The organism is uncultured Roseibium sp., from assembly GCF_947496995.1.
Taxonomy (GTDB): Bacteria; Pseudomonadota; Alphaproteobacteria; order Rhizobiales; family Stappiaceae; genus Roseibium.
The window spans coordinates 1,361,757-1,385,397 of sequence record NZ_CANMFD010000001.1 but is presented as its reverse complement, the minus strand read 5'-3'; the positions used below and the strand labels follow the sequence as shown (position 1 = coordinate 1,385,397).

Here is a 23,641-nt window from a genome sequence, read left to right as displayed (position 1 = left end):
CAGGGAACAAGCCACAGGGTGGCCTCGGCATTCAAACGGCCGGACTGTAAGGTCCCGGCACGACGGCAACACTGAGAGAAACTGGAATGAAGCTTCGGCCTCTGTTAGTGCCGGCAATTCTCCTGACAGGCTCCGGTGGCCTGTTGGCCTGGCTGTTGCTGTCCGACCCTCCCGAAATTTCCGAGGGACAATCGGCCGGGACGCTGCAGGTCGGGACAAAAAAGGCCGGATCAAAACAGGTAGAGACGGTTTCGCCGGATATTGCCGTGAAGGTGCAGGAACGGCTGACCTCCGCCGCGCCGCTTCCCGACAATATCCGCGATGTCTCCCCGGAAGGCGTGACGGCACCGAAAGTCAGCGGCAGTCTGAAGCGGGTCGAGCCGTCAAAACGCTATCTGGAACTCAAGGACCCGCCGGTCGAGCCGATCCCCGACGGGCCGATCGAGCTGACACGCGTTCAGGTCCTGGACAGCGGCCGCATCCAGTCGAACCGGCTGGTCGTCACCCTCGCCCATATCCAGCCATTGAAGATTGATGAAACCTGTGTTTCGCGGCTTGGCGGCAGCTGGCCGTGCGGCGCCCGCGCCAGAACGTTTCTGAGGGGTCTGATCCGGCAGTTCAAGATCACCTGCGAAAAGATTGAAGAGATCGGCCCGCACCAGATTATCGGCAGTTGCAGGCGCGGCAATATCGACCTGAGCGCCCGGCTTGTCCGCTACGGTTGGGCAGATCCGACACCCGATGCTCCCTCGCACATCGTGGAACTGGCTCAAAAGGCCAAGGACCGGAAAGTCGGCAAATGGCAGGCGGAATGGCTCACCGACCTGCCGAAATCGGACTGGGACGGAGAGGCGACCGCCGCCTTGCCAGGACTTGAATATCTGGAATCCGAAATTGTCGAGTGGAGCCTGCCGGCTGATCCGAAGCAGCCGGATCAGGGCCCCTTCCCCTTCGAACTCGATACGCCCGAAGACCAACGCCCGCAATAAACCAGGCGGACGTTCACTCGGTTTCGAGTGAACGTCCGCCATTTGATTTAAAGAAGCAGCCTTATAGCTTTATTCCGCGAGCCGTCCTTCAAGTGCCTTCCGGATCATCTCGCGGGTTTCGGCAATGCCGTACAGCGCCACGAAAGATCCGAAGCGCGGCCCCTTTTCCTGACCGAGCAAAAGCTGGTAGAGCGCCGAGAACCAGGCAACCGAGACGCCCGGACCGCCATCGGGGCCCTTCTTGGAAGGATCCTGATAACGCTCGATGGCGCGCGCGACATCGAGAACCGCATCCTGAATGGCTGCGCCGTCCGCGCCGGCCGGCAAGGCCGCCAGCGTTTTGTCGAGCTCTTCCAGTGCCGTGCGTTCCACATCATCGGGGGTCTTGAACGATTTCTTCGGTTTGACGAAGTCGTCGAAATAACGGATCGCATAGGCGACCAGCGCATCCAGCTCCGGATGGGTTTCAGGCGTTACGCCGGGTGCGTAGCGGGAAATGAATGCCCACAGCACGTCCTTGTTTTCCGCATTGGAGGCGGACACGAGGTTCAGCAGCATGGCGAAGGTCACTGGCATGTCGATCTTCGGAATATTTCCGGAGTGAATATGCCAGGCCGGGTTCTGCAGTTGCTGTTCCACCGGCATCTGCGCGTATTTCTGGACGAAGGTGTAATACTCGTCCACCGCCTTCGGGATGACGTCGAAATAGAGCTTCTTGGCCGTTTTCGGCTTCTGGTAATTGTAGAGCGCAAGGCTTTCCGGCGAGGCGTAGGTCAGCCATTCGTCGATGGTCAGGCCGTTGCCCTTCGACTTGGAGATCTTCTCGCCATTCTCGTCGAGGAACAGCTCGTAGACGTAGTGCTCCGGAGCCTTGCCGCCAAGGATGTTGCAGATCTTGTCATAGATCGGCGCGTTGGTCTGGTGGTCCTTGCCGAACATTTCGAAATCCACGTCGAGAGCCGCCCAGCGCATGCCGAAATCGGGCTTCCACTGCAGCTTCACCTTGCCGCCGGTGACCGATACCGTGATATCCTCTCCCGTTTCGTCCTCGAAGGTGATCGTGCCGTCCTTCGCATTGACGTCCTTCATCGGCACGTAGAGCACGCGTCCGGAGGTCGGCGAGATCGGCAGGAACGGCGAATAGGTCGCCTGCCGCTCCGCACCCAGGGTCGGCAGCATCACGTCCATGATCTTGCGGTATTTCTCGGTCGCCTTGATCAGCACATCGTCGAACTTGCCGGACCGGTAATATTCGGTCGCGCTGGCGAATTCGTAATCGAAGCCGAACGTATCCAGAAACCGGCGGAGCATGGCGTTGTTGTGGGCCGCAAAGCTGTCGAAATCGCCGCCAAAGGGGTTCGGCACAGCGCTCAACGGCATCTGCAGATAAGGCTCCATCGCCGCGCGGTCCGGCACGCTTTCGGGGATCTTGCGCATGCCGTCCATGTCATCGGAAAAGCACAGCAGGCGTGTGGGAATCTTGTCTTCCGTCAGCACACGGAACGCCGTGCGCACCATGGTCGTGCGCAGGACCTCGCCAAAGGTGCCGATATGCGGAAGACCCGACGGGCCGTATCCCGTTTCGAAAAGGACCGTCTTTTGCGGATCCCGCTTCTCGATCCGTTTGACCAGTTTTCGCGCTTCTTCGAAGGGCCAGGCTTTCGATTTCCGGGCCGCCTCGACAAAGTCTTGCGAAAGGTCAAGCGTAGGCAGGGATTGGTCGGTCATTTTCGAATATCGTTCTTCTGATTTGTCTGGGTTGAATGCAGGTCCGGCAACCGCGGAAACCCTCGGGCCGGCTGCTGCGGCGCGACACTAGATCAACCGGCTTTCATGTGCAATCGCATGAAAGCAGCGAAGTTAATCGGGCTCGAAGCCTTGACGCCGTCTGTCCGCGTTTCTCCGATCGAGGCAGGCCCGGGAACAAGCGCGGCCACAGGCAGGCAAATGTCGCAGGTCCGTGACTTGAAGCTTTGGCGGCAAGCCTATACACCGGTCTTTCGATCTGCCTTTGAACCGGCGTCACTGGAGAAATTATAGTGTCTAAGAATGAGCCGATCAGCGTTCAGGAAGCCCTCATCTACGTGATGGTCATCGTCTCGGCGTCGGACAACTCGATGACCGACAAGGAACTGGCCACAATCGGCGACATGATCAAGATGTTGCCGGTGTTCAAGGACTATGACGGCAACAGCATCATTCCGGCGGCCCAGCGCTGCGGGGACATTCTTCAGGAAGAAAACGGCCTGTCCCTGGTTCTGGAACTCGTGCGCGACATCCTGCCGGTGAAACTTTACGACACGGCCTATGCGCTCGCTGTCGAGGTGGCGGCCGCGGACCTGGAAGTCCATCGGGAAGAGCTGCGAATTCTCCAGCTGCTGCGGGACCGGTTCCGCCTCGACAAGCTGACCGTTGCCGCAATCGAGCGCGGCGCGATCGCCCGCTACCGGACGGTGAACTAGACCACAGACCCGTAATTCCCGAAACCGATCAATATTCAGGCCTCCAGTCGCTTTCGATTGGGGGCCTTTTGATTCAGGTCCGTTTTCCGGAAAGTTCTGAGAGCCGAGGCGGTATCGCTCAGTTTAGGCTGTGAATGGCATCCGGCAGATCGAGGGAAAAGGCCGGGATCGTGACGTCGAACAGGGTTCCATCCGGACGCTCCATGGAATAGGAGCCCGCCATGATGCCGGAATCGGTGGCCAGCGGACAATGGGACGAATACTCGAAGGTCTCGCCGGGCTCGATCACAGGCTGTTCGCCGATGACCCCGTCGCCGTGAACCTCCGCCTTGCGCCCCATGGCGTCGGTGATCTGCCAATAGCGCGTCTTGAGCTGCACCGGCTGGGTGCCGCCATTGTGGATCTCCACCATATAGGCCCAGATAAACTCGCTTTCTTCCGGCTTCGACTCATCGTCCAGATAAAACGGTTCGACCGAGACTTCGATCCCTTCGGTAGTGGCGCTGTAACTGCCAGACACGATTGTTCCTTCTGGGTTAAGGTCAGGCGGGACCCTTTCCGAAAACAAGTCCTGAACCTGGGGCTAAGCCCTTAAATATGAAGGGGCTTATAGGGCGAATGACGCAAGCGTGAAAGAGACCAACTTGCGATTTTCGAGTGAATTCTGCATGAAACCCGCTGATAACCTCTAAAAAAGTGCTCCCTTGATGCTCGATGCCCGTTTGCGCCCCCTGATCGACCCGCCGCTGAACCGGATGGGCCGGATGCTTGCCGCGACCGGTATCGGTGCGAATGCCATGACACTGACCGGGTTCGCGCTCGGGGTGGCGGCGGCGGTTGCCATCGCCACAGGTGCCTTTCTGGCCGGATTTCTGCTGATTGCGCTTAATCGGCTTGCCGACGGTCTGGACGGTGCGATCGCCCGGGCGACACGCAAAACCGACCTTGGCGGCTATCTCGACATCACGCTGGACTTCTTCTTTTACGGCGCGATCCCGCTCGCATTCGCCATCAACGATCCTGCAAGCAACGCACTTGCCGCCGCGGCTCTGCTGACAAGCTTCTATGCCAACGGCTCCGCCTTTCTGGCCTTTGCCATCATGGCGGAGCGAAAAGGCCTGAGCAACGACACCCAGGGGTCGAAATCACTTTATTATCTTGGCGGTCTGGCCGAAGGCACGGAGACCATCGCATTGTTCCTGCTGATGGCACTCCTGCCCGGCTGGTTCGCGCCGCTGGCCTGGATTTTCGCGGTCGTCTGCTTCGTTTCCGCAGCCGCAAGGGTATTGATCGGCGTGAAGGCGCTGCGGACCTAAACCGCAGCAAGCGCCTTTTCGACATCTTCCAGCAGATCCTGCGGATCTTCCAGACCGACCGACAGGCGCAGGATGCCGTCGGTGATGCCGAGCTCTGCGCGGGCTTCTTCGCCGATGGACTGATGCGTCGTGGTCGCCGGATGGGTGATGAGACTTTTCGCATCGCCCAGATTGTTGGAAATCCTGACAATCTCAAGTGCGTTGGTGAAGCGGAAGGCCGCTTCCTTGCCGCCCTCGATCTCGATGGCGAGCATGGTCGAGCCGCCACGCATCTGGCGTTTGGCGACCTCCGCCTGCGGGTGATCGTCCCGGCCCGGATAAATCAGCTGTTTCACCTTGGGCTTGCCGGCGAGGAAATCGGCGATCTGCGCGGCGCTTTCGCTCTGGCGGGCAACGCGGATCGGCAGGGTTTCCAGTCCCTTGAGCAGCACCCAGGCGCTGAACGGGCTCATGTGCGGACCGGTGTGCTTGACGAAGGGCATCACCTCCTCGGTGATCCACTCCTCGTCGGAGAGCACGACACCGCCGAGACAGCGGCCCTGGCCGTCGATGTGCTTTGTGGCGGAATAGACGACCACATCGGCGCCGAGCTGCAGCGGCGACTGGTACATCGGTGTCGCGAAGACATTGTCGACGATCAGACGGGCACCGGCCTCTTTGGCGATATCCGCCACGGCGGCGATGTCGATGACTTCCAGGGTCGGATTTGTCGGGCTTTCCAGAAACAGCGCCCGGGTGTTCGGGCGGACCGCGGCTTTCCATTGCGCGATATCCGTTCCGTCCACCAGCGTGCTTTCCACGCCGAAACGCGGCAGCAGCGTTTCGCAGATGTAGCGGCAGGAACCGAACAGCGCCTTGGCGGCAATCACATGATCGCCCGCCTTGACGGCGGCCATCAGCGCCAGATTGACGGCGGCCATGCCGCTGGCGGTGCCCCGCGCGGCTTCCGCCCCTTCCAGCGCCTTGAGGCGGTCCTCGAACATGGAGACGGTGGGATTGGCATAACGGGAATAGACGTAGCCCGGATCTTCACCGTTGAAGCGCGCTTCGGCGGCTTCCGCATTGCCATAAACGAAGCCCTGGGTCAGATAGAGGGCTTCCGAAGTCTCACCGAAGGGCGACCGCATTGTGCCACCGTGAACCAGTGTGGTTGACGGGCGCCAGTTTTCACTTCCGGTCTTGGTCTTCTCAGTCATCTTCAGTTCGCTCCAAATGCAAAAAACCCCAGCCAAAGGACCGGGGTTTGCACCTCCGGCCTTTTTAGCAACTTATTTAACGTGGCTGCAAGCCGGCCGGCCCAAATCACCACAACGCGCAATTGTCCTAAGCGAAAACAGCTTCCGGGTCAATCGCCTTCAACAAAGAACCAGAAAGCCTGTTGGCGCGAGGCGCTGCATCCGTTAAGGACGGTAGGAAGAAGACCAAGCGGGACACCTACATGAATGTGACAACGGGTCAGGCCTTGAACGGAAGCGCTTCTCTTTCAGCGGACGGCATTTTGCCTGAACGGGTTATTCACGTCATGTTCGCGTCCGGCGAAATTGCCGCGCCCGCACCACCCGTCAGCGGTCAGGTGCAGCCGGCCAGTCTCGACCTGCGCCTCGGCACGGTCGCCTACCGGGTGCGCGCCAGCTTTCTGCCGGGCCCCAGGATAAGGGTTGCCGACCGTCTGGAGCAGCTCAAGCTGCACACCGTGGACCTTGAGGTCGGTGCGGTGCTGGAAACCGGCTGCGTCTATATCGTGCCCTTGCAAGAAAGTCTGGCGCTGGCAGGCGACATTTCCGCGACCGCCAATCCGAAAAGCTCCACCGGGCGGCTCGACGTCTTCACCCGCGTGATCACCGACAACGGGCTTGCCTTCGACACGGTACCGGCCGGCTATACCGGGCCGCTTTACGCGGAGATTTCGCCCCTCACCTTTCCGATCCTGGTGCGCACCGGATCCCGTCTCAGCCAGATCCGTTTCCGGCGCGGGCATTCGCTGATCGCGGACAGCGCGCTGGAGGAGGTTCACAAGGCCCACACCTTGATGAGTGGCGGCAACGAGCGCATCGGCAACGGTGTCCAGCTCTCCATCGATCTCGAGGGAGACGGTCCCGGCAGCCTGATCGGTTATCGCGCCAAACAGCATTCCGGCCTGATCGACGTCGACAAGGTCGGCGCGCATGACCCGCTCGATTTCTGGGAGCCTATCTATCGCCGCCGGACGGCGGAGCTGATCCTCGATCCGGATGCGTTCTATATTCTGGTCAGCCAGGAAGCGGTGCATGTGCCGCCCGATTATGCCGCCGAGATGGTCCCCTTCGACCCGCTGGTCGGCGAATTCCGCGTGCATTACGCCGGCTTCTTCGACCCCGGCTTCGGCCATGTTGGCGCAGGCGGCGTCGGTTCACGGGCCGTTCTGGAAGTCCGCTCCCATGATGTTCCCTTCATCGTCGAACACGGCCAGACCATCGGCCGTCTGGTCTATGAACACATGGCGGAGCGTCCCGAGCGGCTCTATGGAGAGGGCATCGGTTCCAACTACCAGGGTCAGGCCCTGAAGCTTTCCAAGCATTTCAGGATGTCCGCCTGAGTTCCCATGGCACTCAAGACGATCCACCGCGAATTCGAAGGCTTTCTGGAAGACCGGAAATCCCGTTTTCTGGCACATCTCGTTCCGGTGGAGATGTTCGAGCAGCGGCTTGAAGAGCTTCGCAAGGAGCACAGGAAAGCCGCGCATGTCGTCACCGCGCATCGGCGTCTTCTGGAGGACGACCGGATAGAGGAAAGCGGCAAGGACGACGGCGAACCGGCGGGCACCTCCGGCATGCCGACACTGCGGGTGCTGCAGGGCGCGGAGCTGATCAACTGCGCCGTCCTGATCGTGCGCTATTTCGGCGGAACAAAACTCGGCGGCGGCGGCCTCGCCCGCGCCTATTCTGGGGCAGCGCAGGACGCGATCAACAGCGCGGAACTGGTGCCGTTTCAGAAGATCCTGACCAGACAGATCAGCGCCGATTTCGCTTCAGGTTCCGAGCTGGAACGACGGATCGAACACTTGGGGCTGAGCGTGGTTTCACGCGACTTCAACGTAGACGGCGTGACGCTGACGGTTGAAGGTCCGGAGGGTGCGCTGGCGGAGCTTTAGAGCATATCGCGTTCAAGCGGATTCATGTTTTCAGAAAGACGCCCGAGGCAGCGTTTGCGCAGCAAATGCGTTCGGGCGGTTTTCTGAATTCAACTTAACGCGACATGCTTTAGACTGTTGCTCCCGGGTTCCCTTCCCCCTTGTGGGGAAGGGTTAGGGATGGGGGTGAATCGCAAAGCGGTAGATTGGTCGTGGTCTCAAGGCCGGGAAAAATACCCCCACCCCCATCCCCTCCCCACAAGGGGGAGGGGAGCTGACCCGCCGAAAGACTTCGGGAAAGCGCGCCCCTGCACGTTTCGTTCAGCCCTTCGCTTTGCCCACCTCATTTCGCAACACCTTCACCTCGTCCCTGAGCGCCCTGACTTCTGCCAGGATCAGCCCCGTATCGTCATGGATGGCCTGACGGTTGGCGTCCGCCTCGGCGTCATGCTCTTCCTGCATGGCGGAGACGATGATGCCGATGAAAAGGTTCAGCACCGTGAAGGCGGTGCACAGGATGAAGGGCACGAAGAACAGCCAGGACCAGGGGAACGCTTCCATCACCGGCCGCACGATTCCCATGGACCAGCTCTCCAGCGTCATGATCTGGAAGAGTGTGTAGAGCGAGGCGCCGATGTTGCCGAACCACTCCGGAAACGCCGCGCCGTAGAGCTTAGTCGCCATGACGGCAAAGACATAAAACACCAGCGCCATCAGCACCATGATCGACCCCATGCCGGGCAGCGCGGCGATGAGGCCGCCGATGACGCGGCGCAGGGACGGCACGACGGAAATGAGGCGCAGTGCCCTGAGGATACGCAGGGACCTGAGGACGGCAAAGGCGCCGCTGGCCGGCAACAGGGCAATGGCAACGATGGTGAAATCGAAAACGCTCCACGGGTCCCTGAAGAACTTCAGGCCGTGGGCATAAAGCCTCAAGGCAAGTTCGATCACGAAAATGCCGAGGATCAGCCGATCCAGGAAAAGCAGCGTGCCGCCGATGTCCCGCATCATGGCCGGACTGGTTTCCAGCCCGAGCGTCACCGCGTTCAGAACGATGATGGCGATGATGCCGTATTCCCAATTGCGCGAAGAGACCAGCGCGCTGACTTGATTTCGCATTTACCTGCCCTGGATTGTGACCCTTAATCTGCGCCGAAGCGCCGGGCGGAAGATGGCGTTTCCGGCGCTGCAGTGCAAGATCCAGCCGGGCTAAAAGCCCGCTTGACAGTTTGGGCAAGTCAGAGCAGAAAGCTCGAGGTTCTCGGCGGGTGTAGCTCAATGGTAGAGCAGAAGCTTCCCAAGCTTAAGACGAGGGTTCGATTCCCTTCACCCGCTCCAGATTTTTTCCGCCCGACCGACAAGCCAGCCAATCGAACACGCCCTTCTCAGGCTCAGCGCAGCGTTTCTCCGACGCGGTCCGGCGCGGGCAAATCGCTGCGTGAGAGGCCGATGTCGTCCAGCAGGTAGTCCGGCATTTCGGACAGTATTTTCATGTCCCGTCGATGACGCAACCGGCGCAGCAGGTCGCTGATGAAGCGAGTGAACAGGTCTGAGCGCTGCGGCTGAACAATCGGGGAGGCAATCGCATCATCTCTCATCTTGCTTGCTCCAATTGAAATTCGATGCAGCAAGCTTACGAAGCAGCGTCGCGTGTGATGCGCAAAGTTCAAGAGATCATGCGTATTTCTCGCAAATTTTCCCACCTGGTGATAAAATTCCGCAAAACGGCACTCAAGACGATATGAACGGCGCGCAACATGGAACATCTCGATGAATTCGACCATCGGCTTTTGAGCCTGTTGCGCAGCGACAGCCGCCGGACCGGCAAGCAGCTCTCAGAGAAAGTCGGTCTTTCCCCGGCCGCTTGTCTGCGCCGGGTGCAGCGTCTGCGCGAAATCGGGGCTATCGAGAAGGAAGTCGCGATCATCTCGCCCGAGGTGGCCGGAGCCTCCGTCACCCTGCTGGTGATGCTGGTGCTGACACGCGGGCAGCCGGAGAAGGCCGCTCAGTTGCGGCGCGATCTTTTGAAACTCCCCCAGGTCCAGAAGATCTATCACGTGACCGGCAACGCCGATCTGGTGCTGACAATGCAATGCGCTTCCATGGAAGCCTATTCCAACTTCACCGAAGCGCATTTCTACTCCGACGAGATCAAGGGCTTCGACACGATCGTGGTTCTGCGATCATATGACCCCGAGCCGGAATGATTTTTCCACGAGGAAAGCAGCCTAGGCCACTTTCTTACTCCGGATCATGTCCGCCGCCTTCTCCGCGATCATCACCACCGGTGAGGCCGTGTTGCCCGAGACGATCTTCGGCATGACCGAGGCGTCGATGACGCGCAGACCGTCCAGGCCGCGCACGCGCAACTCGGGATCGACCACGGCCTTGCCGTCCGCGCCCATGCGGCAGGTGCCGACCGGGTGGAAGATGGTCGTTGCGATGTCGCCGACCTTCGCCAGCAGATCCTCTTCGCTGTCGACCGCCGGACCGGGCAGGATCTCTTCCGGCTGAAAGGGCTCCAGGGCACGGGCGGTCATGATCCGGCGGGCCTGGCGCACGGATGTGACCGCGACCTGACGGTCCTTTTCGGCTGAAAGGTAATTCAGACGGATATCGGGTTGCTGCGACACGTCCAGGCTCTGGATGTGGACCGAGCCAGTACTTTCCGGGCGCAGGTTGCAGACCGACACGGTGATGGCCGGGAAGCTGTGCAACGGGTCGCCGAGCTTGTCGGTGGAGAGCGGCTGGACGTGATACTCGAGATCCGGCATGTCCAGCGACGGGTCGGATTTCGTGAACATGCCGAACTGGCTCGGCGCCATGGCCATCGGGCCGGAGCGGGTCAATCCGTATTGCAGCGCGATCGCCGCCTTGCCGAAAAGGCTGTTGGCCATCGTGTTCAGCGTTTTGGTGTTCTGGACCTTGTAGACGGTGCGGATCTGCAGATGATCCTGCAGGTTGCCGCCGACATCGGGGCTCTCGTGGCGCAGCCCGATGCCGTGACCGGTCAGAACCTCGCCGTTACCGATGCCGGAAAGCTCCAGGATCTTGGGCGAGTTGATCGCGCCGGCTGCCAGCAGAACCTCGCGCTCCGCCCTCACTGTCACGTCCCGGCCCTTGTGGGAGAACGCCACGCCGACGGCGCGCTTGCCCTCAAGCAGGATGGATTTCGTTTCCGCGTGGGTGATCAGTCGAAGGTTCGGGCGCTTCAGGGCGGGACGCAGGAAGCCCTTGGCAGTGTTCCAGCGCACGCCGCCCTTCTGGTTAACCTCGAAGAAGCCGCTGCCTTCATTGTTGCCGTCATTGAAGTCCGCGCGCGGTTCGACACCGAACTCCCGCGCGCCCTCCTGAACCGCTTTGAGAATGTCCCAGGTGAGCCGCTGTTTGGCGACCTTCCACTCACCGCCACCGCCATGCAGGGCAGTGGTGCCGGCATGGTGATCTTCGGACTTCAGGAAATAGGGGAGAACATCGTCCCAGGCCCAGCCGACATTGCCGAGCTGGCGCCAGTGATCGTAGTCGGCGGCCTGCCCGCGCATGTAGATCATGCCGTTGACGGAGGTGCAGCCGCCAAGGACCTTGCCGCGCGGATAGACAAGGCTGCGCCCGTTCAGCCCCGGTTCTGCGGCGGTCTTCATCATCCAGTCGGTGCGCGGATTGCCGATGCAATAAAGATAACCGACCGGAATATGGACCCAGTGGTAATTGTCCGAGCCGCCGGCCTCCAGAAGAAGAACCCGCACGGCGGGATCCTCCGTCAGCCGGTTGGCCAGAACGCAGCCGGCAGTGCCCGCGCCGACGATGACATAATCGTAGGTTCCCTCCAGAGCATTCTGCCCGTTCATCCCGTCTCGCTCCCAAATTCCGCTGAAGGGAACATGACCCTTCCCGGTCCCATGTTCCCGCTTCCCTGTTCCGCACATCCGAAGCACTCGGCGGCAGCCTGGTCCCATGCATATCGGTAAAATCGTTCTTCCGCCATTCAGCGTAAAAGCTTAAACCGGCGTGCTCCGATTTGCAGACGCCAGAAGTTCCGGGCTGACAAAAGGGCCGGTGTCGCGATAATCTGCTTTTGCGATTCCCCGGCTGCCGATGGCGGCACGCCGATTTCCAATTTCGTCCCAGGACCGCCGTGTGATTTCAGCAATGTCCTTCGCCCGATTGTGCCGGTCCCTCGTCAGACCTCTTGTCGCCGGTGCGGTGGTTGTCACCTGCTGCGCGGCCCTGTTGCCCGGCATGGCCCTGGCGCAGGATACGCAGGTCCGTGTGCCTAATTTCTGGGACCCCAAGGCTGTCCACGATCGGCCGGCCGCTATTCCCGACAAGATCCAGTTTCTGGCGACAGACGACTATCCGCCCTTTGTCTTCCGCGATCCGCAAGGGCGGCTGACCGGTTTCAATGTCGATCTGGCGCGGGCGCTCTGCCAGGAACTCGGCAGTTCGTGCTCGCTCAGGATCAAGGATTTCGAGGTTCTGCTGCCGGCTCTCGAGGAGGAGGAAGGCGATGCCATCATTTCCGGCCTTTCCCGCAGCCTGCCGTCAACGCGGCGTCTGAACTTCACCGATGACTATCTGAAACTGCCCGCGCGCTTCGTGGTACCGAAGGATCAGACCGGGACGTTCGATGAGCAGAAGCTCGCGGGCAAGACCATCGCCGTTGAAACCGGCTCGCGCTATGAGGCGTTCGTGACGCGTTTCTGGCCCGAGGCGAATGTCCTCAGCCTTGAAAGCGAGGCCGCTGCGCGCGAGGCTGTCAGGACCGGAGAGGCCGATGCGCATTTCGGCGACGGCCTCAGCCTGTCCTTCTGGCTGCCGAGCGCGGCGGCCGAAGGCTGCTGCACGTTTGCGGGCGGCCCCTGGCTGGAAGCGGGATATTTCGACCAGGGCATGGCGATCGTCACCCGACAGAGCGATCCGGAACGCGCCGCAGCGCTCAACTACGCCCTGCGCCAGCTTCACCAGAAGGGTGTCTACCGGGAGCTTTACCTGCGCTATTTTCCACTGAGTTTTTATTGATCCCTGTCGGTGGACCGGCGTCTCGCATTCTCGAAGAACGGAATGGACAGGCTGAACAGGAAAGAATGGGCTTTCGGCGTCAAAGCGGGGCCGAGACCGATCTCCATGCCGTCATGGCCTTTTTCCGGCTGATCCACATAGGTTCCGAACAGACGGTCCCAGAAGGATAGATAGAAGCCGTAGTTGCTGTCGGTTTCGCGCCGGTAGACGGAATGATGCACCCGGTGCATATCGGGTGTCACGATCACGTAGCGCAGCAGCCGGTCCGCCCACAACGGGATGCGCAGATTGGCGTGGCTGAAGATGGCCGAACCGTTGAGCACGATCTCGAAGATCAGCACCGCTTCCACCGGGCCGCCGAGGGCGGCGATCACCAGTCCCTTCCAGATGAAGGACAACAGGATCTCGATGGGATGGAATCTCAGCGCCGTGGTCGCGTCGACTTCGCTGTCGGCATGATGCACCCGGTGTATCCGCCAGAAGAGCGGGATCTTGTGCGACATCAGATGCTGAAACCACACGGCCAGATCAAGCGCCAGGAAGGTGAGCAGTCCGGCGAGCAGTCCCGACCAGCCAAGCAGGGGAAACAGACCCCAGCCCTTCTCCACGACCAGAAGCGCCAGACCGACGCCGCCGATCGGAAAAATCAGCCGCACCACGAGAGCATCGAGGAGAATAAGACCCCAGTTGGTGGGCCAGCGCTTCAGGCGGCCGGATGTCCTCTTCCGTCTCGGCAAGCCGGCCTCCAGCAGCGCCATCAGCAGGAAGATGCCGGCAAAACACGCCATGCGAAGCTGATTGATATCTATCTGGTCAAACATTCCGTTCTTTCAGCCTTTCAAAGCAAACCGGCTTGCCAGGTCCGGTATGGCTCTATAGGTCGGGAGCATAGTCTTCTATACACCTCTTGCCTCTGCGACAGATCACATCACCATGAGCACCCTTGTCTGGACCCGCCCTGAAACGCCGCCCGCTGCAACGCTGCTTCTGGCCCATGGGGCCGGCGCGCCGATGGATTCCGCTTTCATGAACAAGCTGGCGGCGGCGCTTGCGGCGGAAGGCATTGCTGCCGTCCGGTTCGAATTCGCCTATATGGCCGGTCGCCGCACGGGCGGATCCAAGAAGCCGCCGCCGCGCGCGGAAAAGCTGATCGGCGAATTCCAGACCGCCCTTCAGGCCGTAATGACGGAAACGGACGGGCCGTTGCTGATCGGAGGCAAATCCATGGGCGGGCGCGTTGCCGCCATGCTGGGCGGCGGAGCCTCCCTGCCCGGCCGCGTGGCCGGTGTCTGCTGTTTCGGCTATCCGTTTCACCCGACCGGCAAAGCGGACGCCGAGTGGCGGCTCCCGCCGCTGGAGGACGCCAAGCGCCCTGTGCTGATCCTGCAAGGCGACCGCGACCCATTCGGTTCAAAAACCGAGCTCGATGAGGTCACCCTACCCGCACATGTCCGGCTGACCTATCTTGAAGACGGCAACCACGACTTCGGTCCGCGCGGCAGATCCCCGGCGACGCTCGACGGGAATATCACTGCCGCCGCCAAGGCCACAGCCACCTTCGCGCAAACGCTTTGAGGCCGGAGCGATCTACTCCGCCGGTGTGAGCGCGCGGCCGTTCGAAGAATGGCCCGGTGCCCGCCGCATGCGGATAAGGGATCCCAGATCGTCGCCGATCTTGATCAGGGCCGGCACCAGCACCAGAACGAGCGCTGTTGCCGAGCCAAGACCGAATACGATCGTGATGGCCATGGGCAGGAGGAACTGCGCCTGAAGGCTGGTTTCGAACATCAGCGGCAGCAGGCCGCCGATGGTCGTGAGCGAGGTGAGCAGCACGGCTCTCAACCGGTCGCAACTGGACCCGATGGCCGCCGTTTCCAGGTTTTCACCGGTGGCCCTGCGCTCTTCGAAACGCGCCACAAGGATGATGGAATTGTTGACCAGGATTCCGGCGAGCCCCAGCAGTCCGATCAGGCTGAGAATGGTCAGGTTATAGCCCATCAGATAGTGGCCGACGATTGCTCCGACGATTCCGAACGGAATGATGGACATCACCACGATCGGGCGCGCGTAGCTCGCGAAGATCGCCGCCAGGATGATGTAGATCCCGGCCACTGCCATCAGAACCCCGGTCAGGAGTTCGGAAAAGGCGTTGGACTGTTCCTCCGCCCGGCCAGCGAAGGAATAGTCGAGGCCATAGCGCTCTGCGAGGTCGGGCAGGAATTGGCTGTCCAGCTCCGCGATGATGCGGTTGTTGGAGGTGACGGTACTGTCGACATCCGCGACGACGGTCACCACCGTCTGGCCGTCCCGCCGCAGCACCACCGAAAAGCCCTGTGCGTCCGTCAGGTCGACCACCTCGGTCAAGGGCACGAAGTCTCCCGCAGTCGTTTTCAGTGAAAGCTGGCGCAGTGCGGCGGTTCCGTCCTGGTCGAACACCTGTTTCACCCGGACAGCGACTTCCTCGTCCCCTTCGGCAAAGCGCTGGGCAATGCTGCCTTCAAAGGCGTTGCGGATCTGCCGGGCGGCACTTTCGACCGTGAAGCCGAGCGCGCGCCCGCGCGGGGTCAGTTCCACCACCAACTCGGGTTTTCCGTACGGCAGGTCGTCTTCCACGGCGCTTGTGCCGGGAAAGCCGGAAAGTTCCTGCTGCAGCTCCTGCGCCGCGGCTTTCAGGTCCTTCAGAGGCGCGCCGGACAGCCGGATGTCGAGGTCGCGGCCAGGAGGACCGCCCCGGCGTTCGGCAATCGCGATCCGCGAGGTGCCGGGAATCGGCGGCACGGCCGCCTGCCACGCCCGGACGATTTCCGGCGTCCTGATCGTGCGCTCCTCCGAAAGCGTGAGCTGCACGCTGATATTGGCGACATTGTCTCCGCTGGTGTTGCCTGCGGAGCCGAGCGTTGCATAGGTGGCGAGCACCAGTTTCTGGTCACTTCCCTCAGTAAGGCTGTCCTCAGCCTCTGTCAGCGCGTCTTCGATCCGCAGGATGGCGGCGATGGCCTGGTCCTCGGGGATACCGGCGTGGAAAAAGATCGACGCTGTCAGGTTTTCCGCTTCGGGAGAAGGAAAGAAGGTAAAGCCGACCCGACCGCCGCGCACCAGGCCGACCGCAAGGATCATGGCGGCAATCGCGAAAGCGAGCGTCACATAGCGCCAGCGCACCGCTACGGCAACCAGAGCCCGGAACGGATAATCCCGCATCCAGTCGAAGCCTGCGTCGAAGCCGCGCCGGAACCATCCGGGCTGATCGTCCGTATCCTTTGCCTGACGGCCGCGGCGCAGCGCCAGCAGGAGGGTTTCGACGGCAAGCGCCATCAGGAAGCAGGCAACAACGACGACAAGTTCGAAGACAAAGGTGCCGGCGGTGTCCTTCAGGCTGCGCAGCGGATCGTCGATCAGGTCGAGATAGGGCGGCACGGACATGTCCGGCTGCGCGACAAGCGCGCTCAGGAAAAACGCGGGGGCGCCGGCGATGATGACCACCCGCCACCAGTTCCAGGCAGGCTTTCTGGAAAGCGCATGGGACAGATGTCCGGGCAGGACAAGAAAGCACTCGACCAGCGACGCGATCACCACCGCCACAACCACAATCGGAAGCGTGCCCATGATCTGGCCGAGAACATCGCCCACAAGCAGGATCGGCAGGAAGGCGGCGATTGTCGTCAGGCTCGCGGCAAAGATCGGCGCCAGCATGGTGGTGGCCCCGTTGACCGCAGCGTCCTGCGGCGTGTCGCCGAGGCTCTGCCGGGTTGCCGTATGCTCTCCGACCACGATCGCATCATCGACGATCACGCCAAGCATCATGATCAGCGCAAACAGGGAGATCATGTTGATGCTCTCGCCCATGAGCCACATTATGCCGAGCGTTGCCATCATCGCGACCGGAATACCGGCAGCGACCCAGAGCGCGATCCGGGCGTTCAGGAACAGAAAGAGGATGGCGACGACCAGAACAAGCCCGGAAAGACCGTTCTCCACGAGAAGGGAAATACGCCCCTTCACGGCATCCGCGCTCACGTCGTATTTCAGGATCTCGAGCGTCCGGGGCAATTGCGGGGTGATTTCGGCCAGATAGCTATCAACGATCGCCGCCGCCTTCAGCGTGTCGGTTTTCTCCGCCCGCAGGATCTTCATTTCAACGGCCCGCGTTCCGCCCGAAAACCCCTGCTTTTCGCTGGAGTCGAAATCACGGACCACGGTGCCGATGTCCTTGACGAGCGTCTTTTCGCCGGATGTGAAGGACTTGACCTCCACCCGCCCGACCGCTTCGGGAGATCTGGCTTCGGACAGGGCGCGGATCTGCCGTTCCACGGCGCCGTCGAGATTTCCGGCCGGCAGGTCGGTGGTGTTGCCCGCGATCTGGCTGGAAATGTCGGAAACTGTCAGATCCAGACGGTGGAGTTCCCGCTCGGGGATCTCCACCAGATATTCGGGCGACCGGTAGCCATAGAGCTCGACCTTGTCGATGCCGCGCGCCAGCAGATCATCGCGCATCTGGCGGGCAAAGATCTTGAGCGCCTGCTCCGAATAGGGGCCGCGCAGGGCAAGGGTCGCGACACTGTCGGTAAAAGTCGATGCGGAGACCACTGGTGTTTCACTGTCGACCGGCAGGGTCGTCACGCCGGACACGGCCTGTTCCACGTCGGACAGCGCCTGCTGCATATTGGTGCCTTCGACGAATTCCATCTGCACCGACGCAGCGCCTTCCCGGCCATAGGAGACGATCTCGTCCAGTCCGTCGATGAAACGCAGTTCCGGTTCGACCACCTCGAGGATGTTCGCGGTCACGTCTTCCGCGCTTGCTCCCGACCAGGTGATGGAGACGGTAATCCGGTCTGTCTTGACGGTTGGAAAGAACTGCGTGTTCAGCTTGGCAAGGCCATAGGCCCCGAACAGCACCATGACGGCCATGATCAGGTTGGCCGCATTCGAGTGGCGGACGATCTGTTCCAGAATGCCGCGGTTTGTTTCACCTATCGCCATGACCTGCTCCGTTAGCCGCCCTGGCTGGTATTGCCGCCGGCGGCAAGCGGAGCCCTCGTATCCGGTGCCTCTTCAGCGGCATCGACATCGTTCACGAGCAGGCCGCTGCCCGCCTCCGGAATGCGTGTCGCCAGAAGCGTCTCGCCGTCCTCGAGCGCGCCTTCCACGAGAATGTAGCCGTCATCGATTGCCAGAGACGTCACTTCGCGCGGCTCAAGACGGCTGTCGCGGACCACGTAGACTGTCCCTTCGCCGTAAAATGCCGTTTCCGGAACGCGGAAGCTGTCCCGGTAGGTCCGGTCCGACAGCGTCACCTCGACGAAAGCACCGGGGCGAAGAGGAGTGTCGACCGCCGAGTTGTCGATTGACGCGATGAGGTCGACGCCTCCGCGCGTGCTGGCGACATCCGCCCCAATGCGCGTGACTGTTGCCGGGTAGGTCACAGGCTGGTTGCCGAGATACCAGGTGACCTCTACCGGACGCCCGACGAGCGTACCGCTTTCTGCCAGCAGGCGGCCATACTGGTTGTCCGAGAGCGTGAACCGGACCTCGAACGCGTCACTGCCGTAAAGCGAGACGACCGCATCGTTGACGCCGACGAGCCGGCCGAGTTCGGCGGCTTCGGAGCGTACGATGGCGTCGAACGGCGCTCTCAGAACCGTGTTTTCCAGCTGGCGCTGCGCATTTTCAAGCCGCCACTCGAGACGCTTGATGGCGGCGTTCTGCTGAACGACCTTGGCGTTTTCAAGGGTCAGAGAATTCTCTGCCTGCTCCAGTGTCTGCTGCCGCTGGGAGACGAGCAGCTTGCGGTCGTCGAGCGTCTGCTCGGTCACCGTGCCCCTGCCCTGCAGATCCTCGGCCCGCTGCAGGTCCTTGCGGGCAAATTCCAGCTGTTCCTTCGCACGCAGCACGTTGCCGGTTTCCAGCTTGACCCGGCCTTCGCTTTCGACGAGCGCCGCCTGGGCTTCGGCAAGATTGGCCTGCGCCTCCGTCACCGCGCCTTCGTAGTCGAAGCGGTCGATGGCAACGAGAAGCTCGCCCTTGGAGACGGCGCCACCGGCCTTCAGGTTCGGATGCACCTCGACCACTTCGCCGGCGACGAGGGAACGCAGCTCAACCTCCCGCCCGGCGGCCGTCTCGCCATAGACGCTGATTTGCGGCGCGTGGTCGCCGCGCGCGAGCGTCACGGTTTCCACGGCGTAGCTTTTTTCCTGGACAGGCTGCTTGGGAAGTTCGGAGCGGGTGGCGACGAGAAGGTTCATTCCCTTGACCGCACCGAACAGAATGGCGAGTGCCAGAACGGCCTGCAGGACGGCCTTCATCACCAGCGCGGTCCGCCGAGAGCGCCTTCGCCCACGCGGTTCCGCCGGCGGTATCACTTCGGAAACGGACCGCTTCCCGGGTTCTGATTGTAACGACTGCAACATCTGCGGCTCACCAGGAACATGAAGAAATGATCTTGTTTGCACACGGAACAGATTTGTTTCGCAGCGCAATATTCAAGTCCGGCTTACCGCCGAAGGCAGCCATTTACATGCGAAAAAGTGTAACAAAACGTGTCTGGTGGCCCTTCAGCGGCTGCGCTCAGCCGTCGAAAGTGTATCTGGTGTTACAGAATTCGCAGGTCACAACGATCTTGCCACCGACCGTTACCTGGCGGATTTCCTCGGCGCTGAAATTGGCCAGCACGCTCTCGATCTTTTCCCGCGAACAGCGGCATTTGTCGGCGAGCGGCTGTGGCTCGTAGAGACGCACTCCGCGTTCATGGAAGAGGCGGAACAGCAGCATTTCCACGCTGACTTCCGGATCCGTCAGTTCGACATCCTTGACCGTATCGACCAGCGCCTTGGCTTCCACCCAGGCGTCGTCTTCCTCGATCTCATGCGCGTCCGTCCCCTCCGGGGCATCGCCCGGATGGATATCGGCCTGTCGCATGCGTTCCGGCGCTTCCGGCAGAAACTGGATGAGGATACCGCCCGCTGTCCAGGTCCTGGCGTGCCCTTCTCCCTCCTGACGGGTGAAGAGTTCTCCAACGCCCAGACGTACTTCCGTCGGGATCTGCTCGGAGCGTTCGAAATACCGGCGTGCAACGACTTCCAGGGACACGCCGTCCAGCTCCACCAGACCCTGGTAGCGCTGCATGTGCTTGCCCTGGTCGATGGTCATGGCGAGATGACCGTGGCCGAGCAATTCCTCGGGCGTGGCCGTACCGGCTTCCACCAGCGCATCGACCCGTTCGGCATCGAAAGTCGCGCAGGCGCGGACCGCGTCCGGCGAGGCAAAATCCACCACCAGCATGGAAACGGGCCCATCGGTCTGGGTCTGGAGCGTAAAGCGACCATCGAACTTGAGCGAGGTTCCAAGCAGGCTGGTCAGAACCATCGCCTCGGCCAGCAGGCGCGAGACGGGTTCGGGATAGTCATGACGGGCCAGAATGGTTTCCAGGACGGGACCGAGCGCCACGGCGCGGCCGCGCACATCCAGTCCTTCCACGGCAAAGGGCCGGACAGCGTCCAGCCCTGCAGGCATGATGCCCAGTTCATCGAGATTAAGTGCCACTTTGGCCTTGCCTTAAACTGCGCCGAAACACCAGGCCAGAATGCCTTTCTGGGCATGGAGCCGGTTTTCGGCCTCATCGAACACAACGGAATTGGGACCGTCCATGACTTCCGAGGTGACTTCCTCGCCCCGATGGGCCGGCAGGCAGTGCATGAACAGCGCGTCCTTGTTTGCCTCGTCCATCAATCGCTTGTTCACCTGATAGGCGCCGAGAAGGTTGTGACGCGTCTCGCTGTCATCGTCCCCCATGGACACCCAACAGTCGGTAACGACACAATCGGTCCCCTTGACTGCCTCATATGGGTCTGACGTGACGAGAATGGAACCACCCTTTTTCCGGGCGGCGTCGATCAGCTCACTCGGCGGCGCCAACTCCTCCGGGGTCGCGATGCGCAGCTCGAAGTCGAAGCGGGGCGCGGCATGGATCCACGACGCCAGCACGTTGTTGCTGTCTCCGGTCCAGGCAATGCTGCGGCCCTTCACCGATCCGCGGTGCTCCTCGAAGGTCATCAGATCCGCCATGATCTGGCAGGGATGCGAGACCTTGGTCAGCCCGTTGATCACCGGTACCGTCGCGTTCTCAGCAAGTTCGCGCAATTCGTTGTGATCGAGAATCCGGATCATGATTGCATCGACGAAGCGCGAGAGAACGCGCGCCGTGTCGCCAATGGTCTCGCCGCGTCCGAGCTGCATTTCAGCACCGGTCAGCATCAGGGTTTCACCGCCAAGCTCGCGCATGCCGATATCGAAGGAGATCCGGGTTCGCGTGGACGGCTGTTCGAAAATCATGGCGAGCACCTTGCCGGCCAGCGGCCCTTCGCCCCGGCGAACGCCGTTGCGCGTGGCCTTGATCTTCTTTCCCGTTTCCAGGATGGCGCGCAGCTCGTCGCTTTCGATTTCCGTCAGATCCAGAAAATTCCGGTAGGGTTGTCCGGCGGTCATTCGGCCGCTCCTTCCACCAATTTCGCCTCGATTGCACAAGCGGCCTTGTCCAGGCGCTCGACGGCAATGGCAATTTCGTCTTCACTCATGGTCAGCGGCGGCATGATGCGCACCACGTTGTCGCCAGCCGGAACGGCCAGCAATCCGGCTTCGCGGGCTGCCGCGACATAGTCGCCGGCGGGAACAGCGCACTTCAGGCCCAGCATCAGGCCGGTACCGCGCACTTCGTCCAGAACCTTCGGATGCCCATCCACCAGTCCGGCCAGCTTCTGCTTGAAGCTCAGGCCCTTGCGGCTGACCTCCTCCAGAAACCCATCCTCGAGCACGACGTCGAGGATGGCATTGCCGACAGCCATGGCCAGCGGGTTGCCGCCGAAAGTCGTGCCGTGGGTACCGGGCGACAGGGCCCGGGCCGTTTCGGCCGTTGCCAGACAGGCGCCCATCGGAAAGCCGCCGCCGATGCCCTTGGCAATCGCCATCAGGTCGGGTTCGACACCGGTCCACTGGTGAGCGAACAGCCTGCCGGTCCGTCCAACGCCGGTCTGGATCTCGTCGAAGATCAGCAGGATGCCGTTCTCGTCGCAGATCCTGCGCAAGGCACGCAAGAAGTCGGTCTGGATTTCCCGGATGCCGCCCTCGCCCTGGATGGGTTCGATCGCGATCGCCGCCGTCTGCGGTCCGATCACGGCCTTGAGCGCATCCAGATCACCGACCGGCACCTGGTCGAAACCGGGCGCCTTGGGGCCGAAGCCTTCCAGATATTTCGCCTGGCCACCGGCCGCGATGGTTCCCAGCGTCCGGCCGTGGAAGGCACCTTCGAACGTCACGATATGGAAGCGGTCCGGCTGTCCGTTGTCATAGTGAAAGCGGCGCGCGCATTTGATGGCAGCTTCCATCGCCTCGGCGCCGGAATTCACGAACAGGACCTTGTCGGCGAATGTCGCCGCGCACAGCCGCTGGGCCAGCCGTTCGCCCTCCGGCGTCTGGTGCAGGTTGGAAACGTGCCAGAGTTTGGCTGCCTGGTCCTGCAGCGCCTTGACCAGATGCGGATGGCTGTGCCCGAGTGAATTGACGGCAATACCGGAACCGCAGTCGAGAAATCGTCGGCCGTCATTCGTTACCAGCCACACACCTTCCCCGTGATCGAAAGTCAGGTTCGATCTTGCGTAGTTTCCGAATAGTGCACTCTCGGACATAACCCCAGTTGCTCCTTTAAACGCCTCTTCCGCCTCAAGGGGTTCACACCGGTTGAGGTTTTTCCCTCGGAATCCATGCGGAAAGGCCAAAACGCAACGTGCCGCCCCGATGAGGCGGCACGCAGCGGTCTCGTTATACACTGTCCCCACCGTTGCCTGTCAATGGAAATGCCGCATCCGTCCGATATCGGGAATTTGTGAAAACTCTCAAGGACCTCGCGTTATTTGGGGAAAAGTTGCTTCATCCCCAACTGGTTTGGGCCGAATGGTTGCCTGACAAATTAACACTATTGTAACCTCTGGGCAGTCAGACGCGATATCTCGTGAGGCACATCAGCTAGAGGCACTAGATATGCCATATTAGGCACGCACATGCTGTGCCTAACACGAGGTTAATGGCCGCACGGCGGTCAAAATAAAAGGGTGCGGCAATGAGTTGGACGAACGAACGGGTTGAGCTTCTGAAGAAACTCTGGAGCGAAGGCTTGAGCGCGAGCCAGATTGCTGGCGAGCTGGGCGGTGTCACACGCAACGCCGTCATCGGTAAAGTGCACCGTCTCGGTTTGTCGGGCCGCGCCAAGACGACCTCCTCCGCTTCCAAGGCGCGCCGCGCACGGCCCAATCCGGCCCCCGGCAGCGCAGCTCCGAAAAGACCGGCCTCTCAGCCGCAGTCCGTCGGTGCAACCGCATTGAAGGCGGATTTCGAACCTGCACCGGAAGTCGAAACCAGGCCGCAGGTCGAGCCGATTGCCGAGCTGGTGCCGATTTCCCAGCGCGCGACAATCCTCACGCTGACCGAGCGCACCTGCAAATGGCCGATCGGCGATCCGTCCACGGACGACTTCTACTTCTGCGGTCGCCAGTCGGACCCGAACGCGCCTTATTGCGTGCATCACTGCAAGATCGCCTATCAGCCGGTCTCCGATCGTCGCAGCCGCAAGGTCGTGGCACAAGCCGGCTGAGCCGCCTTTCGCCAAGTCACCGATAGAACAGACGAAAACACCCTGCGTTCAGCTGAACGCAGGGTGTTTTTTTGCAGGTCAGTGAGCGCGAACCGGTCCGGACG

The 23,641-nt window shown here is 61.4% G+C and carries 21 protein-coding genes, 1 tRNA gene and 1 riboswitch; of the genes, 10 read left to right on the top strand and 12 right to left on the bottom strand.

The genetic code is table 11. The features are described 5' to 3' along the window. Nucleotides 1-86: 86 nt before the first annotated feature. Nucleotides 87-989, top strand: coding sequence for a thermonuclease family protein (locus tag Q1B40_RS06210; protein ID WP_299811493.1), 903 nt, complete (start codon nucleotides 87-89; stop codon nucleotides 987-989). 69 nt (nucleotides 990-1,058) lie between these two features. Here Q1B40_RS06210 and Q1B40_RS06205 read toward each other — a convergent pair whose 3' ends face one another. Next, on the bottom strand, nucleotides 1,059-2,717 hold the full coding sequence (locus Q1B40_RS06205; protein ID WP_299811491.1) for a lysine--tRNA ligase: 1,659 nt from the start codon (nucleotides 2,715-2,717) through the stop codon (nucleotides 1,059-1,061). 359 nt (nucleotides 2,718-3,076) lie between these two features. On the opposite strand from Q1B40_RS06205, the gene Q1B40_RS06200 reads away from it, so the two are divergent. Beyond that, entirely contained in the window at nucleotides 3,077-3,451 is a 375-nt protein-coding gene (locus Q1B40_RS06200; protein WP_299812555.1) for a tellurite resistance TerB family protein, read from the top strand. 118 nt (nucleotides 3,452-3,569) lie between these two features. Here Q1B40_RS06200 and apaG read toward each other — a convergent pair whose 3' ends face one another. Then, nucleotides 3,570-3,971 (bottom strand): Co2+/Mg2+ efflux protein ApaG, encoded by a 402-nt coding sequence (apaG, locus tag Q1B40_RS06195; RefSeq protein ID WP_299811489.1) that lies wholly within the window; start codon nucleotides 3,969-3,971, stop codon nucleotides 3,570-3,572. 187 nt (nucleotides 3,972-4,158) lie between these two features. Between apaG and Q1B40_RS06190 the strand changes: the two genes are divergently transcribed. Continuing rightward, entirely contained in the window at nucleotides 4,159-4,767 is a 609-nt protein-coding gene (locus tag Q1B40_RS06190; RefSeq protein WP_299811487.1) for a CDP-alcohol phosphatidyltransferase family protein, read from the top strand. Here the strand turns inward: Q1B40_RS06190 and Q1B40_RS06185 are convergent. Continuing rightward, on the bottom strand, nucleotides 4,764-5,963 hold the full coding sequence (locus Q1B40_RS06185) for an O-succinylhomoserine sulfhydrylase (RefSeq protein WP_299811485.1): 1,200 nt from the start codon (nucleotides 5,961-5,963) through the stop codon (nucleotides 4,764-4,766). The two genes, Q1B40_RS06190 and Q1B40_RS06185, sit on opposite strands and share 4 nt — an antisense overlap. 43 nt (nucleotides 5,964-6,006) lie before the next feature. Beyond that, nucleotides 6,007-6,086: riboswitch (SAM riboswitch) on the bottom strand. A gap of 119 nt (nucleotides 6,087-6,205) precedes the next feature. Between Q1B40_RS06185 and Q1B40_RS06180 the strand changes: the two genes are divergently transcribed. Then, the gene (locus tag Q1B40_RS06180) at nucleotides 6,206-7,342 is read left to right on the top strand and encodes a 2'-deoxycytidine 5'-triphosphate deaminase (RefSeq protein ID WP_299811483.1); all 1,137 of its coding nucleotides are present in this window, start codon (nucleotides 6,206-6,208) and stop codon (nucleotides 7,340-7,342) included. Between the two features lie 6 nt (nucleotides 7,343-7,348). Beyond that, complete coding sequence (locus tag Q1B40_RS06175; protein WP_299811481.1) at nucleotides 7,349-7,897, top strand: YigZ family protein; 549 nt, start codon at nucleotides 7,349-7,351, stop codon at nucleotides 7,895-7,897. A gap of 300 nt (nucleotides 7,898-8,197) precedes the next feature. Here the strand turns inward: Q1B40_RS06175 and Q1B40_RS06170 are convergent, their stop codons facing one another. Further along, nucleotides 8,198-8,998 carry an ion transporter gene (locus Q1B40_RS06170; protein WP_299811479.1) on the bottom strand — a complete coding sequence of 267 codons (801 nt, stop codon included), beginning with the start codon at nucleotides 8,996-8,998 and terminating at the stop codon, nucleotides 8,198-8,200. A 145-nt stretch (nucleotides 8,999-9,143) separates the two neighbouring features. Between Q1B40_RS06170 and Q1B40_RS06165 the strand changes: the two genes are divergently transcribed. Then, nucleotides 9,144-9,217, top strand: a tRNA-Gly gene (locus Q1B40_RS06165). Nucleotides 9,218-9,270: 53 nt separating this feature from the next. On the opposite strand, the gene Q1B40_RS06160 is transcribed toward Q1B40_RS06165, so the two are convergent. After that, entirely contained in the window at nucleotides 9,271-9,663 is a 393-nt protein-coding gene (locus tag Q1B40_RS06160) for a DUF1127 domain-containing protein (protein WP_299811477.1), read from the bottom strand. On the opposite strand from Q1B40_RS06160, the gene Q1B40_RS06155 reads away from it, so the two are divergent. Beyond that, complete coding sequence (locus tag Q1B40_RS06155; RefSeq protein ID WP_299811475.1) at nucleotides 9,637-10,086, top strand: Lrp/AsnC family transcriptional regulator; 450 nt, start codon at nucleotides 9,637-9,639, stop codon at nucleotides 10,084-10,086. The genes Q1B40_RS06160 and Q1B40_RS06155 overlap by 27 nt on opposite strands. Before the next feature lie 21 nt (nucleotides 10,087-10,107). On the opposite strand, the gene Q1B40_RS06150 is transcribed toward Q1B40_RS06155, so the two are convergent. Further along, a complete protein-coding gene (locus Q1B40_RS06150) occupies nucleotides 10,108-11,727 on the bottom strand; it encodes a GMC family oxidoreductase (RefSeq protein WP_299811473.1) in 1,620 nt (539 codons plus the stop codon). Nucleotides 11,728-12,016: 289 nt separating this feature from the next. Between Q1B40_RS06150 and Q1B40_RS06145 the strand changes: the two genes are divergently transcribed. Next, nucleotides 12,017-12,898 carry a transporter substrate-binding domain-containing protein gene (locus tag Q1B40_RS06145; protein ID WP_299811471.1) on the top strand — a complete coding sequence of 294 codons (882 nt, stop codon included), beginning with the start codon at nucleotides 12,017-12,019 and terminating at the stop codon, nucleotides 12,896-12,898. Here Q1B40_RS06145 and Q1B40_RS06140 read toward each other — a convergent pair. Beyond that, the gene (locus Q1B40_RS06140) at nucleotides 12,892-13,719 is read right to left on the bottom strand and encodes a sterol desaturase family protein (RefSeq protein WP_299811469.1); all 828 of its coding nucleotides are present in this window, start codon (nucleotides 13,717-13,719) and stop codon (nucleotides 12,892-12,894) included. The genes Q1B40_RS06145 and Q1B40_RS06140 overlap by 7 nt on opposite strands. 112 nt (nucleotides 13,720-13,831) lie before the next feature. On the opposite strand from Q1B40_RS06140, the gene Q1B40_RS06135 reads away from it, so the two are divergent. Further along, nucleotides 13,832-14,473, top strand: coding sequence for an alpha/beta family hydrolase (locus Q1B40_RS06135; RefSeq protein ID WP_299811467.1), 642 nt, complete (start codon nucleotides 13,832-13,834; stop codon nucleotides 14,471-14,473). A gap of 12 nt (nucleotides 14,474-14,485) precedes the next feature. Here the strand turns inward: Q1B40_RS06135 and Q1B40_RS06130 are convergent, their stop codons facing one another. The 5 genes from Q1B40_RS06130 to Q1B40_RS06110 all read right to left on the bottom strand — a co-directional run bounded on the left by Q1B40_RS06130 (nucleotide 14,486) and on the right by Q1B40_RS06110 (nucleotide 22,575). Further along, nucleotides 14,486-17,878: an efflux RND transporter permease subunit gene (locus Q1B40_RS06130; protein WP_299811465.1), complete on the bottom strand. Its 3,393-nt coding sequence runs from the start codon at nucleotides 17,876-17,878 to the stop codon at nucleotides 14,486-14,488. Nucleotides 17,879-17,889: 11 nt separating this feature from the next. Next, a complete protein-coding gene (locus Q1B40_RS06125) occupies nucleotides 17,890-19,200 on the bottom strand; it encodes an HlyD family efflux transporter periplasmic adaptor subunit (protein ID WP_299812553.1) in 1,311 nt (436 codons plus the stop codon). Between the two features lie 262 nt (nucleotides 19,201-19,462). Further along, nucleotides 19,463-20,437 carry an Hsp33 family molecular chaperone gene (locus Q1B40_RS06120; RefSeq protein WP_299811463.1) on the bottom strand — a complete coding sequence of 325 codons (975 nt, stop codon included), beginning with the start codon at nucleotides 20,435-20,437 and terminating at the stop codon, nucleotides 19,463-19,465. Between the two features lie 12 nt (nucleotides 20,438-20,449). After that, entirely contained in the window at nucleotides 20,450-21,379 is a 930-nt protein-coding gene (argF, locus tag Q1B40_RS06115; RefSeq protein ID WP_299811461.1) for an ornithine carbamoyltransferase, read from the bottom strand. Continuing rightward, nucleotides 21,376-22,575, bottom strand: a complete 1,200-nt coding sequence (locus tag Q1B40_RS06110) for an aspartate aminotransferase family protein (protein ID WP_299811459.1) — start codon at nucleotides 22,573-22,575, stop codon at nucleotides 21,376-21,378. Before Q1B40_RS06110 ends, argF begins: the two co-directional genes overlap by 4 nt. Before the next feature lie 431 nt (nucleotides 22,576-23,006). Here Q1B40_RS06110 and Q1B40_RS06105 point away from each other — a divergent pair, with 431 nt between their 5' ends. After that, the gene (locus tag Q1B40_RS06105; RefSeq protein ID WP_299811457.1) at nucleotides 23,007-23,537 is read left to right on the top strand and encodes a GcrA family cell cycle regulator; all 531 of its coding nucleotides are present in this window, start codon (nucleotides 23,007-23,009) and stop codon (nucleotides 23,535-23,537) included. Nucleotides 23,538-23,641: the final 104 nt, after the last annotated feature.